This window comes from Ectobacillus panaciterrae DSM 19096, from assembly GCF_000430785.1.
Lineage (GTDB): Bacteria > Bacillota > Bacilli > Bacillales > Bacillaceae_G > Ectobacillus > Ectobacillus panaciterrae.
Genome location: NZ_AUMR01000062.1, coordinates 12,772 through 28,586, shown reverse-complemented (window position 1 = coordinate 28,586; position 15,815 = coordinate 12,772). Strand labels below are relative to the sequence as shown.

Here is a 15,815-nt window from a genome sequence, read left to right as displayed (position 1 = left end):
CTATATAAATGCAACTAAAAAAATCGACATAAAACTTTTCTTTTAGGGGGGAGAGATCATCCGGTTAAGCGCAGAAGCGGTCAAACCCTTTTCGTGGCCCATGCAGGGGTAAACCATAGAGAGGAAGCGAGCGCAGTTTCTCTTTTGTTCTATGTGGCAAACGATAGATATGTCGGAATAACAAAGTGGACTTATATAGCATGCCCCTGCCATATGCATCTTTTCTGGCACCATTTCGCTTATTTACCGCTGTAATCATCTGGATGCCGAGTGATTCTGCTGTTTCTCGAATCTCCCGGCTATCATAGGCAGCATCACCGAGGGCACACGCTATATCTAAACCGAGTTCCTCGGACGAGCAAAGCAGGCTCGGTGCGATGGCACTGTCATGCCGGTTTGCCGGCACAAACGCATGTGATAGAACAACACCCTTTACAGATGCATACAAATGAAGCTTGTAGCCTTTAAACATATGCAAGCGGGTTGATTTTCCGCAGGTAGCCTGTGAATCATACAAACTACTCCGCAGAGCTGTACTGTCAATGACAGCCAACAGTCCTGGCTGGAGTCCCATCCGTTGTAAGGTGTGAAGATGAATCTGTTCATACCCTTCTTCTCGGAACCAAGTCGCAACACGGGCAAAGGTAGCGAGATGAGGAAGAGTAAAAAAGCCACACAAGTGCTGGAAATATCGAAACTCTTTTAGGAAACGAACCAGTTTACGAAGGGAATCCAAGCGAAAGTATGTCTTGAGAAAGAAGCTTTTTAGAAATGCTTTTCGGCACAGAGTAGGACGACCGATCTGATACGGTTCCTGCATCAAGTCTAGACTATCGATGTAATGAAAGAAAGTTTGCAAAACATGGGTATGTGTATCCGTCATTTGGGTCATCATAATGATAGTCCGTCTTCCTTCCTATGGTTGAGTCGAGTCTATCATAGGATGTTAGGAAGCGGACTTTTTTATGCACAATTTTTGCATGAAGATGAGTTTTGCGACACGCTCTGATTCTATATTCGTTTCCATCTTCTCATTGACAACAATACCTTTATTTAATTGAATAGGAGTATTATTCACTAGTGAAATGTTAGGAGTGACTCCAATTGAATATACAATACTATCACAATCGATTTGGTGATCTAAACTTATTTTAAGGTTATCCGCTTCTTGCATATCTCTAATAGTAAAAACATTCTTTTTATTGATTCCACCTACTGCTAACCTCCTATTATTTGCTCCTGTACAAATTAATAGTTTATGATAAAAAATTTCTTCATTATTTGATGTAACAATATCAACTTTGATTTAAATCAAGACACCTTAAGCCGCTTCTTTAGTTTAATAACTGCAAGAAACTATTAGCTTTCACGAATTAAGCTTTTACGAGATCAAAAATTTAAAGACTAATATTGTTGCAATAAAAAAGTAAATAGAATTTATAATCTCTAAAATACCCACTTTTAAAATCGAAATATTTCTACCATAAAGAACTATAGAACGTATCAAACTTGGGATGAAAATAATGGTAACCCACGGCGATACAATTAAAGTAGCACTCACAAGTAAAGAATGATACCACCATGAAACAAAGCGATACGTTGGATTCTTTTTTTCACGAATCATCGTTTTTACATAAAACGTACTTCCCATAAAATATAAAAATGATATAGCCGCTATCATCAATATATTCTTATCAACTGTTTTCATTGTAAAATAATAACTAATGATTCCCCCTATACAAAACAAAACAATAGCACATATATCATTTAGTAAAGCTCGTTCGTTTTTCTGGTGAGAAAAATAAATATTTATGAGAAAAAATGGAAGCATAATAATAGAAAAGAACATTATACGCCATTCATAGATAAGAGCAATGATCGCACACACACAAGTCACACTAAAATAAAGAAAGAAACAATGTAAGTAATACTTCTTTCTTGGTTGTTTTACATACATTAACAAAGGATATGTAGCCAAGTATACAAATAACCATGCTAAAAAAAGGGGTATATGATACCATGTCCATTTACCAATTAAAATACCCAAAACAAATGGAATAAGCAACATTCCCCAAGCTCCATGCTGCTTTGGAATAATCAATTTCATTGTTTCAACGCCTCACACTCAAAAATTTTCATCAACAATTTGATATACCAATGTTAACCAAAAGAATGCATATCATTAACTCTATAACGTGAAACTTTTATCAGTGGAGGTTCTTCCCCCACTGGTAATCGTCCCCCACCAATCGACGTATTACCGTTCCCGAACAGCGGAATAAAGTAATTTTTTCACACTCACTCTTCTCTTAAATGATAAACTATGCTGAAAAAGGGTACTGTGAGTGAAATCACTGCATTCGGTTTTTTTTATACCTTTTATTTTATAAAGTGAAACTTTTATCAATGTGATTTTCTTCATCCTCCACTAATTATTAGCCCTCACCAATCGGGCTTTTATGGGCAGGTACCTCCTGCCCATTTTTTATTTCTCTTTAAATTTTAAGGTGGAACTATTACAGCCCCCAATAGCAAGATAAAAAGAACCGCTGATGAAATTAACACATAACAAGTGATGTATATCACCATGTAGATTCAAAATTATTGATATTCTTGATCTAGATACTAAATTTAAACTTTATGGAGGCATTCATATGGAACATACATTTACTGAGACTTCTATTATTGGTGACATTGTTACACAATTTCCAAAGGCTAGTGATCTTTTTAAATCATATAGAATAGATTTTTGCTGTGGTGGTAATAGACCACTTATTAATGCTATTAATGAACGAAATTTATCAGCAACAGAGGTTATCACAAAGTTAAATACTCTATATCATGAAACAAAACTATTAAGCGAATCTGAAATTAATTGGAAAACTGCTTCTTATCGCGAATTGATTGACTATATTGTGAATAAGCATCATCGCTATTTAAATGAAGAGTTACCACTGTTAAGTCCATATGTGACAAAAGTGTTACGCGTTCATGGAGCAGGTCAACCTCATTTAGCTCAAATTCACAAGTTATTTCATGAATTAAAAACTGAATTAGAACAGCATTTAATTAAGGAGGAAACAGAAGATTTCCCATTAATTTTAGCATTTGAACAAAATCCAACCGATGAAAATTATACAAAATTACGCAAAGTAGTGGACGAATTGGAAAATAAACATAGCCATGCTGGCAATATTATTAAAGAACTTCGTAAGGTTACAAATGACTTTACTCCTCCTGAAGGTGCTTGTGGTACTTATCGTCTTGTTTACCAACGACTGGAAGCTCTTGAATCTGATTTGTTCCAGCATATTCATTTAGAAAATAATATTTTATTTCCACGTGCAATTGCAAAAGCTTAAATAAAAAACGGGACATGAGTAAAAAGTGCTCATGTCCCGTTTTTTATACGTTTTTTTTCTGTTCTCGTAATGTTTTTGGAATGTATACACAGAAAGGTTCACTTTCCATGTAATCTCCCGTCATCGCAAATGCTCTGGAACGAGATCCTCCGCAAACATATCGAAACTCACAAACTCCGCACTTTCCTTTATACTTGTCCGGATTACGCAAGTCTTGAAAGACAGGGGAGTTTCGATAAATATCAGCTAGCGGTGTTGTTCTAACATTCCCGGTTTTGATAGGCAATAACCCACTTGGATATACATCTCCAATATGAGAAATAAATACAAAACCGTTTCCATCATTCACCCCTTTTGGAGCACGCCCAAGCCCATCAATTTGCCCCGTCATCCCATTCATCAATACATCCTGATATTGAATAGCCTGATCCATTTTTTTATTTTCTTTCATTTTTTGTTGAATAACAACGCGTCTATAGTGCTGAGCAGCTGTTGTTTTAATATCAAAAGAAACCTTTTTACTGAGTTGATATAGCCATTGGAATACCCTTTCATGTTGGGCTGGTGAAATCATATCTTTTTCCTTACCACGCCCCGTTGGAACTAAGAAAAATACACTCCACAGCACACAATCTAATTCTTCTACTAAAATTGCCATATCTTCAAGTACATTCACATTATAATTAGAAACAACAGTATTAATTTGAATAGGAATTTTTAATTCATGCAAATAATGAATCGCATTCATTGTTAATTTAAATGACCCATCTGTTCCTCTAAAATGATCGTGTATTTCAGCTGTTGATCCATCTAAACTAAATGCCCATCTAGCAAGCCCTACTTCTTTTGCTTTTTGAATTGTTTCTTTTGTAACGTTTGGAGTAGCACTTGGTGTCATGGATACCCGAACACCTTTTTTTACCGCATAATCCGCAATATCATATACATCCGGACGCATTAACGGATCTCCACCAGTAAAAACAAGCATTGGATTATCCATTTCATATATATCATCAATTAGTTTTTTACCCTCTTCAAATGTTAGCTCAAGAGGATGACGATGATACTGAGCTTCCGCACGACAATGAATACATTTTAATTGACATGCTCTTGTCAACTCCCATATCACAATAAATGGATTTTTATTAAAATCACGATTAATCAAGATTAAAACCTCCCATCGATTTATATTCTAATTGTAAATTTATAAATGCATTCATGTTGTGAGATACATCACGCATGAAATTCCCAGTATAAAGCAAAACTTTTCTCAGTGGAGGCTTCTTCATCCCCAACTGATTATTCCTCCTCACCAATCAGTGATTTTACGAGCAGTAATCCTCCCTCCCTAACTTCTTTGCTTTCACTGAATTTTGAGGTGAAAGTATTACTTCCTACAAATAACAAGATAAAAATTTTTCTTTATCATAGGGAGTATTCCTCTTTTGAATTCTATACTCTAACATTTCTTTTCCACAGCGTACTCCACTAATTCTCCTTAAGTTTTCTCTCCAAATTTTCTACTTGAATTAAGCGTAATAATGAACTGAACTCTCTAAAATCATACGTGTGATTTTGCTCACACCTTATTCATTATCCCTATGCTACATTATTATTGAGAATTAATATCACTAATCTTCGAGGTGAGAATGATGATAAAGATGATTGATTTTAGTCAAACAGTTGGCGATTTGGTTACCCAATACCCTGAAATCATCCCTATCTTAAAAAAACTAGGCTTTGAACATATAACGAAACCCGGCATGCTGCGAACAGCCGGCCGTGTAATGACTATTCCAAATGGATGCCGGATGAAAGGAATTTCGTTCGATATAGTAAAAAAAGCGTTTGAAACTAACGGGTTTAAAATTAAAGAATAGAGGAGAGTCCTTATGAGCGAAATAATTAACAATCGTGAACAAGAGAATATGAATAAATTTGAACGTCAAGCAATCTTAAAAGAAATTATTAAAAGTCTTCATAATGGAAAAAGTGTTGAAGAAGTGAAGGTCCAATTTGAAGAAGCTGTCGGTAATATTACCGTTGCGGAAATCTCAAAGCTTGAACAGGCACTTATGGAAGAAGAAGGAATTCCCGTGAAAGAAGTTCAACGCTTATGCTCCGTGCATACAGCTATATTTAAAGGTTCCATTGAAGAAATTCATAGATTGGATAAACCTGAAGAACAACCTGGGCATCCAATTCATACATTTAAGCTTGAAAACAAAGAAATTGACCTACTTGTTAACTTCAAAATTCAACTTCACTATGAACAATTCGAAAATGAAGATAGTGAAAAAAACGGTTATAAACTAATAGAAGATTTAAATCTATTATTAGATGTAGATAAGCACTACAGTCGCAAAGAAAATTTACTTTTCCCTTATTTAGAAAAGTACGGAATTTATGGACCAACACAAGTAATGTGGGGGATCGATGATGTTATTCGCAATGCCATTAAAGAGGCAAAACAAAAGCTAATAAACTATAACGGAGATAAACAGTCCGTTTTAGATAATGTTGACTTTATCATTCGTGAAACGAGTGAAATGATTTTTAAAGAAGAAAATATTTTATTTCCGATGGCGCTTCAAACTCTTACGGAAGACGAATGGATTAAAATCGCTCATGAAAGTGATGGAATTGGCTATTGCTTAACAGGTCCTGCGGGTGTATGGAAGCCTGAAAGAAACGTGATACAAGAGAAAGAAGCTATGTCCGAAGGATTTATTCGATTAGAAACAGGGATACTATCTTTAAAACAATTAGAACTGATGTTGAACCACTTGCCTGTGGATATTACGTACATTGACAAGGATGATGTTGTCCGCTATTTCTCTCATGGAAAAGAGCGAATTTTTGCTCGCACAAAAGCGATAATTGGTAGAACAGTCCAAAATTGCCATCCTCCAAAAAGCGTTCATGTCGTTGAAAAACTTCTGGAAGACTTCAAATCTGGAAATAAAGATTGTGAAGATTTCTGGATTAAATTTAAAGATAAATATGTATACATTCGCTATTTTGCTATACGTAGTGAAGATGGAGAATATATGGGTACCCTTGAATTCACACAAAACATCAATCCAATTCAAGGAATTCAAGGAGAAAAACGTATTCTTTCATAAAGTGAAACTTTGATTAGTAGCGTTTTGTTCATCCACCTTGCTACTGTATCTTTTTTATTTTCTTAAATGAAAATTTTGGATCATTATGGTAGAATATATATTGGGATGGGATTCTTATAAATACATATTGGTGGTTCAAGTTAAAGTAAGGCACTCAATATGAGTGCTTTTACTTTTGTTGAGAACATGGTTAGAAAGGAACACACAGCATGAATATTATTGATTTAAATGCAGAAAGACAGCGAAGACAAAAAGAAAAACAAATGATCACTATTCCAATTATAGCCGAAGTCATCAGGAAACTGTAGATTCTGAGAAAATTCATTGATTAGCCAATGAACAGAAGGTTGAAGCTTTCATTTAATTAAATTACAGATATAAAAATAACGGGCTTGCCTCACGCTTGCCCGTATTTTTTATGATACAATAAAATAAAAAGAGACTTTGGTTATTTATTTCGCCTATTGCCTCTCTTTCATTAAAAGTCTCTCTACTATAGCCATCAATTCCTCTACTAATAAGTCTATATTAGGTTCTTCTATATATGTAACCTTCATAACATTCCTATGTATATTTTCAACACTCACTTCTTTTTCTTTTGCTTTTTGTATGTTCTTTTTCATGTAATCCACGCTCTAACTTTCCCCCTTTATCATATACTCCCTAACCAAATATAATCTGAAATATCTGTGAAATCAAGGGTTAACTTTAGATTTACAATAATTCTATTTATCAATGACATGATAATTCATACGACAAAAATATGTCTGTTGATATCGTTCTAATGCTCTTTACACGTATTATATTTTTAACATGATTGAAGATATGAAATACTGCCGATACTTAATATTTAATAATTCACCTAAAAAAGACGCTTGCTATCTTAAGCAAACACCAATTAATACTCTGTCCTGCTACTACCTGTAAAAGTTTTTCTCTTATTAGGTTTTCCCTTTCTACTATAAATTCCTTAAAATTATTCGTGCTTACATTAGCCTCTATAATGTAAACTTTCTTGGTAAGGAAGTTCAAAAAGTTTAAGGAAATATTAGGTGATGATACAAGTAACTAGGAAGAAAGGAAATAAGAATATGATTTCATTTCGACGATGGATAATTATCAGTACATTTTCCCTTTGTTTAATCGGTCTTCTAGGTTTAACCTTACAATTGACATCCTACAAATCGGTTTCCCATGCCCGTTTAATAGAAGACACTCAATTATTGTTAAACCAATATAAGTTTCATGGGTCAGTGCTTGTAGTAAAAGACCAACAAGTGATATATGAAGAATCATTTGGCAACGCTAATAGAAAACAACAAATTCCTAATACACCAAATACCCGTTACTACATCGCGTCTCTTACAAAATCTATGTTATCTACTGCCATCTATCAATTACAAGAACAACATAAATTACATGTGTCCGACTCTGTGTCCCGTTATATTCCTGCATTCAAAGACCAACCAAGCCTAACCATTCTACATCTACTTTCGCATACATCAGGTTTGGATCAACATAATGAAACCACTGGACCTGTTTCGGCGGACGATTTGATTACAGAGATTCATTCGATGAAGCCTGTTGACTATCCCGGTCACACTTTTCGATATTCGGACTCAAATTATAGCCTATTAGCTGCAATTATTGACCTTGTATCAGGAATGCCATATGAAATGTATGTACGTACACATATTTTCGAACCAGCAAATATGAAGACAGCAGGATTTACAAAAGATTTACCTTCCTTTCCTGATGGAAGTACTGGATATACGAATCCAAAATCCCTTCAGACTCCTTTGTATATTGATATGAGTGAACTTAGAGGAAGCGGCGATGTTTATGCTACTATAAAAGATATATATCAATTTGACCGTGCGTTAAGCAACGGAACGCTTCTTTCCTCTTCTTCACTTTCTCAAATGCTAACCAAACAATCTTCCCTATATGCCAGCGGTTGGTTTTTGGGAAAAGATACATTTTACCATACTGGATCCATTCCTGGTTGGACGTCAGGGAACTTCGTTTCTTTAGACCATTCCACTCTCGTTATTTTATTATCTAATCAGAACTTGCGTGTGGATGATATAACACACATCGGATTTACCATTATGAAAGAAACTCAACGCTATAAAAAATAAAGCGAGATGATGGAGCATTTCAGTACCCAGGAGGTCATGGAAACCGTAACGCAGATTATGGAGCATGCGTCAGAGGTTGAGTTAAAGCTGCAGGCAGACCATATTTCCGTAAAGGGATTGCTTGCCTATTTTTGGGAACAAATCTATATTGCGAAGATGAACGGGTGTTATATGCTGATGATTGAAGCTGACTCTCTTTCATTTGAAAAAGTTTTTTCTCCGATTAAGTTTTTGAATCCGGACGAGCTGGAGAAAGTGATAGAGCGGGTTGCGGGGAAAGACTAGCGGAGAATAAGGATTTTTGAGGGTTATAAATTATGATCAAATTAGTCGATATCGAAATTGAATGCAACACCTATGTACTTGAAGGACGAGGAATTGACCTCGTCTTTTGTGTTTTTGTTAGTGATAACCAGATTAATTCGCTCCATTTAACCACAGATTAATTTCTCGCAGGAGAATTTGTTCCGCTTCTTCATATTTTTGCATGACAATAGGATTATTCATAACATCCTCAGATGTGTATGTATAGATGCTTTTAATTCGTAATTCTGCTCCTTCATCATATACAACAGCACGGTGAATGATTAAATCCTCTATATCTGAATCCCTTTTATTATCATTCCAACCTTGCACCTTATTTTCAAAGAATGGGAGTCCTTCTTCGGTAATGCCTGCTATTAATTCACTATTTTTTATATATGCCCAAGTTTTCATGTTTAGACGGCCTCCTTATGCCCGCATATCCATGTCTGCAAAATCAGACGTTTTCACATTCAAAAATTCTGTTTATGATCGTCTTATTTCATATGAATGATAATCCATTCTTGTTAACAATTCGTGCCCTTGCTGTGAACTTGCTGTGAATTTATAAGTATCATTTTGAATGAACTCCTTTATGCGTATTTTTTATAAAAAGGCTAGATTAAACTTTATTGTTGATTTTAGAAAAAATAGACGACCTTCATTATGATAAATTTTTTAAATCTGCACACGATAAAAAAGGATTTTTATAAAAAACTAAGGGAACGAGGCAAATGAAGATGATGCTGTTAAAAGTGATGACATTTAATATCCATCAAGGCAGAGGAACAGACAAAAAACTGGATTTAAAACGGATTGGTCATGTGATAAAAGCCGCAGATGCAGATATTATCAGCCTAAATGAGGTGGATAAACACTTTGCCAGGCGCAGTGATTTTGCGGACCAGGCGCAATTCTTAGCAGACGAGTTGAACATGGAATATGTATACGGCCCCGCTGTTACAATCAAAACTCCCGGGGGAAGAGATAGACAATTCGGAAATGCTTTGCTTACCCGGTTTCCCATCGTCAAGTCGCAAAACCATCCTTTTGATTTTTTACCGAATTTCGCTGAAGACCGGGCATTATTGGAGGTTCGGATGAAAATAGAAGAACAGGAAATAACAGCTTTCGTTACTCATCTAAGTCTGGCAACGTTTCTTCATCGAAAACAATCCGAGTTTATTCTTCAGAAGATAGAGGATACTGCCGGGCCATCGTTCGTAATGGGAGACTGGAACATGAGCCCCCTTTCAAGAACATGGAGAAGAATGACGCAGCGTTTAAAAGACGCATGGGTCGAGAGTCATCCGCAACAGAAAGGCGGTCATACTTTTCCTTCCAACTATCCGTTAAGAAGGCTAGACTATATTTTTATTTCTAAGCATTTTGAAGCGGTTGAAATAGAAGTGGTTACGATCAATCCGGAAGCATCAGACCATTTGCCTGTACTGGGAACCCTTAAGCTGCATAGCGTATAAAGACTATTTCCGCTCCCGAGTAAATAGTCATGTAACCCAAGGATTCTCCAAAGAAACATCTCTACATCCATAGTTGCTCCATACAAAATAACGGGAAACTTTCACATGTTTTCAAGAGCTTGATCTACTGTACTTGTGAAATTCATTTTATGTTCTGAAATTCGTTGATCTTTCATGGATTCCATCCCTCCTTTCTACCTCTATTTTCCTCGTATTATAAAGAGTCATACATTTTCTAAACAAAAAATGGCGACCAACTCAAGTTATAAAGTTTTCGGAAACATACTGTTCTAGTCTCTTGCACAATCAATAATGAAACGTGGGCTGAACCAAAATAAAAACCCCTATATCAAGGGGTTTCTATTGTTGCATACGTATTTCACGTTGCATTTTCTATATACCGCCGCCATCATCATACAGCGCTCTTTTCTCCTTGCGCACAGTTTGAAATAACTTCATTAAACCGATAATGGCAATGAACGTACATAGAATAATAAAGAGGTTATATATATCCGGCTTTGCAAACAAATTAACTAAAAAATAAGAAACTACAAGTGAAGATAATGGAGAGGTAATCCATACCATCAAAATTTGCTTGATAACATTTTTTTGCAATACACTAAATCCGCTTTGAGAAGCTCCGATCCCAAGAATACCGCAAGTGGTGATCTGTGTAAGCGGAATCGGCAAACCAAATAACGAGGCGATAATAACAAGAAATCCGCCCGTAAATGAAACAGCACTTCCTTGTAATAATGAAAGCTTAGTAATCTTCTTTCCATTCGTTTCCAAAACCCTTCCGCCTAACAGCATAGCACCAATCGAAACAAATAAAGCTCCTATCCATAGACCCTTATTCTCGGATAACATATTTGCGCCGACGAGAGGACCGATAGCATTCGCCACATTATTCATTCCGGCGGAAAAAGCTTCTAAACACCCGCCGATTATAAGCAACACGGACAGCCATTTCGCCCATTTACCCTGACCTTTTAATTCACTCCAACGCTCTTCTGCGCGTTCAATGATCCACCCTAATGTAAAGGTGATAAAAAAAGATAGTATAGGGACAATAAGCCAACACGATACGATGAAAACGAGGTTATTGGCATATACAGCTTGATAAGCAATTCCTGCCCCCACAATGGAGCCTACAGTTACTTCACTTGTTGATAAAGGTACTCCCATAATATTAGCCAAAAACAGGGTAAGTGTAGCTCCTGTCAGAATAATAACAACAATTTCAACACTTAAAATACTCGAAGGAATAATTCCCTTTCCAATCGTTTTAACAACTTCTCCTCCTCCTAGTATTGCTCCTAGGAAAGCAGCGATTGATACCAAAAGCATAGCTAGACGTTTGTTTTTTATTGCTCCTGCTCCATACGCCGCTCCCATTGAAGCTGCAGTTCCGCTTGCCCCAATATTCATAGCGAAGAAAAGACACACGATAATGGCAATATATGTTAATATCATAGCACTATTCCTTTCCCTTTATTAGATGTTTGCCTTACATAAAAAATTAATTTTCATCCTACGTTAAACATATGTATTTAATAGAATTAAAGAGCAAAATGGTCTTTCTAAAAATATGATTTATATATGACCGCTTGCAAAATACAAACCAATATTCAAGTAAACACATCGGAATTCATTTTTAATATTCTTAATTATAGATTCATTTTCTGAAAAATCAAGATTTTTTTAAAAAATATCTATAAAAAAATAAATACATTCCTACTAGTGTCCGACTCTAATTAAGTGCTTTTTATTGTTTTTCCAAAAATACTGGGACAATAATTATAAACATAAGTGAATTTTTATATATGCTAAAGAGAATCATCTCCAAACTCAAAGGTTATGCATAAAGAGAAGTATAAATGCAAAGTCTTCTATTAAGGTATTGTTTGAACGGAGGATAGAATATGTTTTCACTACGTGGCGATGCTCATAGATTTTATCTTAAACTTAAAACAGCATTAAACAAAAACCAACATTTTAAATGCATTAAAGAACTTACAGAAATTGATGAAATCCAAAACTTTTATATAACACTCGATGACCGTATATTGAAAAAAATTTATTATCGCATGGTTAAAGAGAAAAATGGATCAGGAATCATCCCTATCCTTGTATCCTCAGGACCGTTGATTTTGTTGGTATTCTCAAATCAATTGCAACAATTTCTTTTTAAATACGGAAGTTTACTCTTTGTCGGTTTCGTTTTTGTTTATATTTTACTTCTTACCATTAGTGTGATTCTTCACTTTCATGAAAAAGCATGGGCTGCTGTTCATATAGAAATAATTCAAGATATTTTAAAGGAAAGAAACATTAAGAGCCCTTCAGATCATGTAGTCAAATAATGTTGAATTTATGAATAAAATATCTTTTCATTAATGGGAAATATGATTGAACAAATGTATGTACTTGTATAGATGAAGTAACATCAGACCCCTACTTTTTTCAAACATGAAAAAATTGTGAAAGAATGCGATTCCAATAAGAAGAAAAGACTGCTATTAGTAACTCAAATCGTTACAGAGTAGCAGTCAGCTTTTATGCTTTATCCATGTTCTTCATTTCTTTATCATCAAACGTGGATTTCAGCCATTTTTATTTCAGCCTAACTTATATAAACATCTACAACCTTAGCTACATAATCATCCAGTCCTGATGTAGCTAAAATCACAATAGATTGCTCCCTATCGCCTGAGATTTTAGTGCTATATGCCTGTGCCTCGTTTCTATCAAATCTTTCATCCCTGTTAACCATTATCTCATTCTTATTTGCCACTCCATACTCCTCTAGGATTCCCATAACCCGATGTTCTAGATCTCCTGTTGGGCATTCCAGTCTTTTTATCCTTTCAACTGCATCTTTCAGACTTGTCATATTGTTATCCTCCTGGTCGTACTCAATCATAATCTTCTTCAACACTGACAGATGTACCGCTTCTTATTGTCGTTATTCTGTATTCAGATTGACGTTTTAAGTACATCATTATGTGTTAATTTGCACAGCTCTAAATTTCTTATTCCTGTGTCAATCAACATTATCAGAACCAACTTATTGTTTATAACTATATCATGCTTGTACAAGGATAATGATGTTCATTTTCCAAGTTAATGAACAATATACTTAATTTGTTAGACGAAATACACACATTTCAGATTGGAGGAACAGAATGAAACGGCTATTATTGGGGTTTGTTTTTTTACTCTCCTTCCTCATTCCTCAAGGATTCGCAGCAGCTTCCTCGCCGCCTTCACAACTTATTATCATTAATACCGCAACCAACAAGCTTGCATTTTACGAAAATGGAAATTTAGTCAAAGAATTCCCTGTAGCAACAGGAAAAAGCAGTTCACCTACACCTGATGGTAAGTTTGTGATTGTAAACAAGATTACAAATCGTCCGTACTATACGGGGCACATTCAGGGCGGAGACCCAAGCAACCCGCTTGGGGATCGTTGGATGGGGATGGATATTTACGGAACACCCGGCAATACGTACGCCATCCACGGGAATAATAATGAAAGCACCATCGGCAATTGGATTACCGGCGGCTGCGTTCGCATGCATAACGCTGATATTCACTGGTTATACGACCGTATTAATGTAAAGACCACCGTCATTATTAAACGAGCGCAAACATCCTATCAAGCCATCGCTTCCTCATACAGTATTACACTTGATTCGTCAAGTCCCGTTCATTCAACACCTGCATCTAGTTCAAGTACAGGGCGAACAACTACTGCATTAAATGTCCGTACAGCTCCAAATATTTCAGCAACACGCATTACAACGCTGCAGCCAGGAACAACCATCACTATCTATGAAACAAGTAACGGATGGTATCGTATGTCGGCCGGCAACATTTCAGGATGGGTTTCTTCTCAATACGTAACTTCATCAAGCTCACAGCCTGCTTCCAATACAAAAATCGGGCGAACAACTACTGCATTGAATGTCCGTACAGCTCCAAGTATTTCAGCGACACGCATTACAACACTACAGCCAGGAACAACCATCACGATCTACGAAACAAATAACGGATGGTATCGCATGTCGGCTGGCGGCATTTCAGGATGGGTTTTTTCTCAATATGTGAAATAGCGTAGTGGCATATACTACATTCATAGTATACGAAATCTGATTCTCCCTCAAAAAACGGCATCTGTTTAGCAGATGCCGTTCCTTTTCTTTATATCCTAATAACCAGAAATTATATCTAATAAAAAACTATATTTTACAATTTACATTCAGTTATATTTTTTCACCCGTGATTAAGGTTTCACACTCCGCTGGTTGCTTCCCAACATATTTTGCTTCTGGACGAAAAATAGTATTGTCTATAGACTGCTCTATAACATGCGCCGTCCAGCCCACCATTCGACTTACCGTAAAAGTAGGTGTAAACAAACAAGAAGACATATCAATTGCCCTCATAACGGCAGCTGCATAAAATTCGACATTCGTGCTGAGCCTTCTTCCGGGTTTATACTCATTAAGCAATTGAATAGCAAGTCTTTCAACGTAAAGGGCTAATTCAAGCCATCCATCATCCGTCCCAATACGTTTCGTGATTTCACTGAGCGCTTCTGCTCGAGGATCGCGTGTTCTATAAATACGGTGTCCAAAGCCCATAAGGTATTCTTTATTGTCCAGCTTGTTCCGCATCCATATTTCCGCTGTTTCTTTGTCTGTAATCTCATTTAACATATCGATTACCCCTGTAGGTGCACCGCCATGTAAAGGTCCTTTCATGGCTCCAATAGCTCCTGTCACGGCAGACACCATATCCGATTCTGTAGAGGCCACTACTCTTGATGCAAATGTAGAGGCGTTCATTCCATGCTCCATCGTTAAGATCATATAAGCTTCAAGCGCTTTTACATGGGTGAAAGAAGGGCGATTGCCTGTTAACATATATAAATAGTTCTCAACATGACCTAACTCCATATTTGGTTGAACGATCTCTTCACCGTTTCCTTTTCGGTAAATCATAGCTGTAATCGTAGGAATCACTGCTGTTAATTGAATGGCTTGTTCAACAGTAGGCTTCCAACCGAACTCCTTTGTGCCTAAAGCAGATACAGCTGTTCGAATTTGGCTCATCATTTCCATGTCACTCGGAAGTATTTTAATTAATTCATATACATGTGAAGGTAAAACTCGATTATTTTTCAATAATTCAGAAATAGCTTGTTTCTCCTGATCCCCCGGTAAGTATCCATACCATATTAAGTATGCTATTTCTTCAAAGGAAAAGTTTAAAGCCAATTCTTTCACATCATAACCTCTGTAAATTAATCTTCCATTTTCCCCATCAACCAAGCTTATGGCAGTTTCCGCAGCTACTATATTTTTTAAGCCTTTTTGAATCATCCGTAATCTC

General features: G+C 36.1%; 15 protein-coding genes and 2 pseudogenes. 8 read left to right on the top strand and 9 right to left on the bottom strand.

All coding sequences use genetic code 11. The features are described from left to right. Positions 1-64 precede the first annotated feature (64 nt). The 3 genes and pseudogenes from H540_RS29860 to H540_RS0115415 all read right to left on the bottom strand — a co-directional run bounded on the left by H540_RS29860 (position 65) and on the right by H540_RS0115415 (position 2,107). On the bottom strand, positions 65-895 hold the full coding sequence (locus H540_RS29860; protein WP_051317136.1) for a transposase: 831 nt from the start codon (positions 893-895) through the stop codon (positions 65-67). 111 nt (positions 896-1,006) lie between these two features. Beyond that, a pseudogene (locus H540_RS34670) lies at positions 1,007-1,294 on the bottom strand (FAD-dependent oxidoreductase); the annotation flags it as partial. A gap of 87 nt (positions 1,295-1,381) precedes the next feature. Beyond that, on the bottom strand, positions 1,382-2,107 hold the full coding sequence (locus tag H540_RS0115415; protein ID WP_028401426.1) for a YwiC-like family protein: 726 nt from the start codon (positions 2,105-2,107) through the stop codon (positions 1,382-1,384). Positions 2,108-2,654: 547 nt separating this feature from the next. On the opposite strand from H540_RS0115415, the gene ric reads away from it, so the two are divergent. Next, positions 2,655-3,362, top strand: coding sequence for an iron-sulfur cluster repair di-iron protein (ric, locus tag H540_RS0115410; protein ID WP_028401425.1), 708 nt, complete (start codon positions 2,655-2,657; stop codon positions 3,360-3,362). A gap of 43 nt (positions 3,363-3,405) precedes the next feature. On the opposite strand, the gene H540_RS0115405 is transcribed toward ric, so the two are convergent. Next, entirely contained in the window at positions 3,406-4,527 is a 1,122-nt protein-coding gene (locus H540_RS0115405) for a TIGR04053 family radical SAM/SPASM domain-containing protein (RefSeq protein ID WP_028401424.1), read from the bottom strand. A 487-nt stretch (positions 4,528-5,014) separates the two neighbouring features. On the opposite strand from H540_RS0115405, the gene H540_RS0115395 reads away from it, so the two are divergent. Together H540_RS0115395 and H540_RS0115390 are read left to right on the top strand one after the other, a co-directional pair. Next, the gene (locus H540_RS0115395) at positions 5,015-5,242 is read left to right on the top strand and encodes a DUF1858 domain-containing protein (RefSeq protein WP_028401423.1); all 228 of its coding nucleotides are present in this window, start codon (positions 5,015-5,017) and stop codon (positions 5,240-5,242) included. 12 nt (positions 5,243-5,254) lie between these two features. Next, positions 5,255-6,487: a DUF438 domain-containing protein gene (locus H540_RS0115390; RefSeq protein ID WP_028401422.1), complete on the top strand. Its 1,233-nt coding sequence runs from the start codon at positions 5,255-5,257 to the stop codon at positions 6,485-6,487. Between the two features lie 461 nt (positions 6,488-6,948). Here H540_RS0115390 and H540_RS33260 read toward each other — a convergent pair whose 3' ends face one another. After that, the gene (locus H540_RS33260) at positions 6,949-7,119 is read right to left on the bottom strand and encodes a hypothetical protein (RefSeq protein ID WP_155891039.1); all 171 of its coding nucleotides are present in this window, start codon (positions 7,117-7,119) and stop codon (positions 6,949-6,951) included. A 459-nt stretch (positions 7,120-7,578) separates the two neighbouring features. Here H540_RS33260 and H540_RS29855 point away from each other — a divergent pair, with 459 nt between their 5' ends. Together H540_RS29855 and H540_RS0115370 are read left to right on the top strand one after the other, a co-directional pair. Then, a complete protein-coding gene (locus H540_RS29855) occupies positions 7,579-8,628 on the top strand; it encodes a serine hydrolase domain-containing protein (RefSeq protein WP_162144538.1) in 1,050 nt (349 codons plus the stop codon). 3 nt (positions 8,629-8,631) lie between these two features. Beyond that, positions 8,632-8,913 (top strand): annotated as a pseudogene (locus tag H540_RS0115370) (DUF3898 domain-containing protein); the annotation flags it as partial. Between the two features lie 132 nt (positions 8,914-9,045). On the opposite strand, the gene H540_RS0115365 reads toward H540_RS0115370, so the two are convergent. Further along, a complete protein-coding gene (locus H540_RS0115365) occupies positions 9,046-9,345 on the bottom strand; it encodes a hypothetical protein (protein WP_028401420.1) in 300 nt (99 codons plus the stop codon). 326 nt (positions 9,346-9,671) lie between these two features. On the opposite strand from H540_RS0115365, the gene H540_RS0115360 reads away from it, so the two are divergent. Further along, a complete protein-coding gene (locus H540_RS0115360; protein WP_162144537.1) occupies positions 9,672-10,412 on the top strand; it encodes an endonuclease/exonuclease/phosphatase family protein in 741 nt (246 codons plus the stop codon). A 393-nt stretch (positions 10,413-10,805) separates the two neighbouring features. On the opposite strand, the gene H540_RS0115350 is transcribed toward H540_RS0115360, so the two are convergent. After that, entirely contained in the window at positions 10,806-11,888 is a 1,083-nt protein-coding gene (locus tag H540_RS0115350) for a sulfate permease (RefSeq protein WP_081415155.1), read from the bottom strand. A gap of 449 nt (positions 11,889-12,337) precedes the next feature. Here H540_RS0115350 and H540_RS0115345 point away from each other — a divergent pair, with 449 nt between their 5' ends. Further along, entirely contained in the window at positions 12,338-12,778 is a 441-nt protein-coding gene (locus H540_RS0115345; protein WP_028401417.1) for a hypothetical protein, read from the top strand. 260 nt (positions 12,779-13,038) lie between these two features. Here H540_RS0115345 and H540_RS0115340 read toward each other — a convergent pair whose 3' ends face one another. Further along, on the bottom strand, positions 13,039-13,308 hold the full coding sequence (locus H540_RS0115340; protein ID WP_028401416.1) for a hypothetical protein: 270 nt from the start codon (positions 13,306-13,308) through the stop codon (positions 13,039-13,041). A 292-nt stretch (positions 13,309-13,600) separates the two neighbouring features. On the opposite strand from H540_RS0115340, the gene H540_RS32160 reads away from it, so the two are divergent. Further along, the gene (locus tag H540_RS32160; RefSeq protein ID WP_081415154.1) at positions 13,601-14,533 is read left to right on the top strand and encodes an SH3 domain-containing protein; all 933 of its coding nucleotides are present in this window, start codon (positions 13,601-13,603) and stop codon (positions 14,531-14,533) included. A 150-nt stretch (positions 14,534-14,683) separates the two neighbouring features. Here H540_RS32160 and H540_RS0115330 read toward each other — a convergent pair whose 3' ends face one another. Then, on the bottom strand, positions 14,684-15,805 hold the full coding sequence (locus H540_RS0115330) for a citrate synthase/methylcitrate synthase (protein WP_028401415.1): 1,122 nt from the start codon (positions 15,803-15,805) through the stop codon (positions 14,684-14,686). Positions 15,806-15,815: the final 10 nt, after the last annotated feature.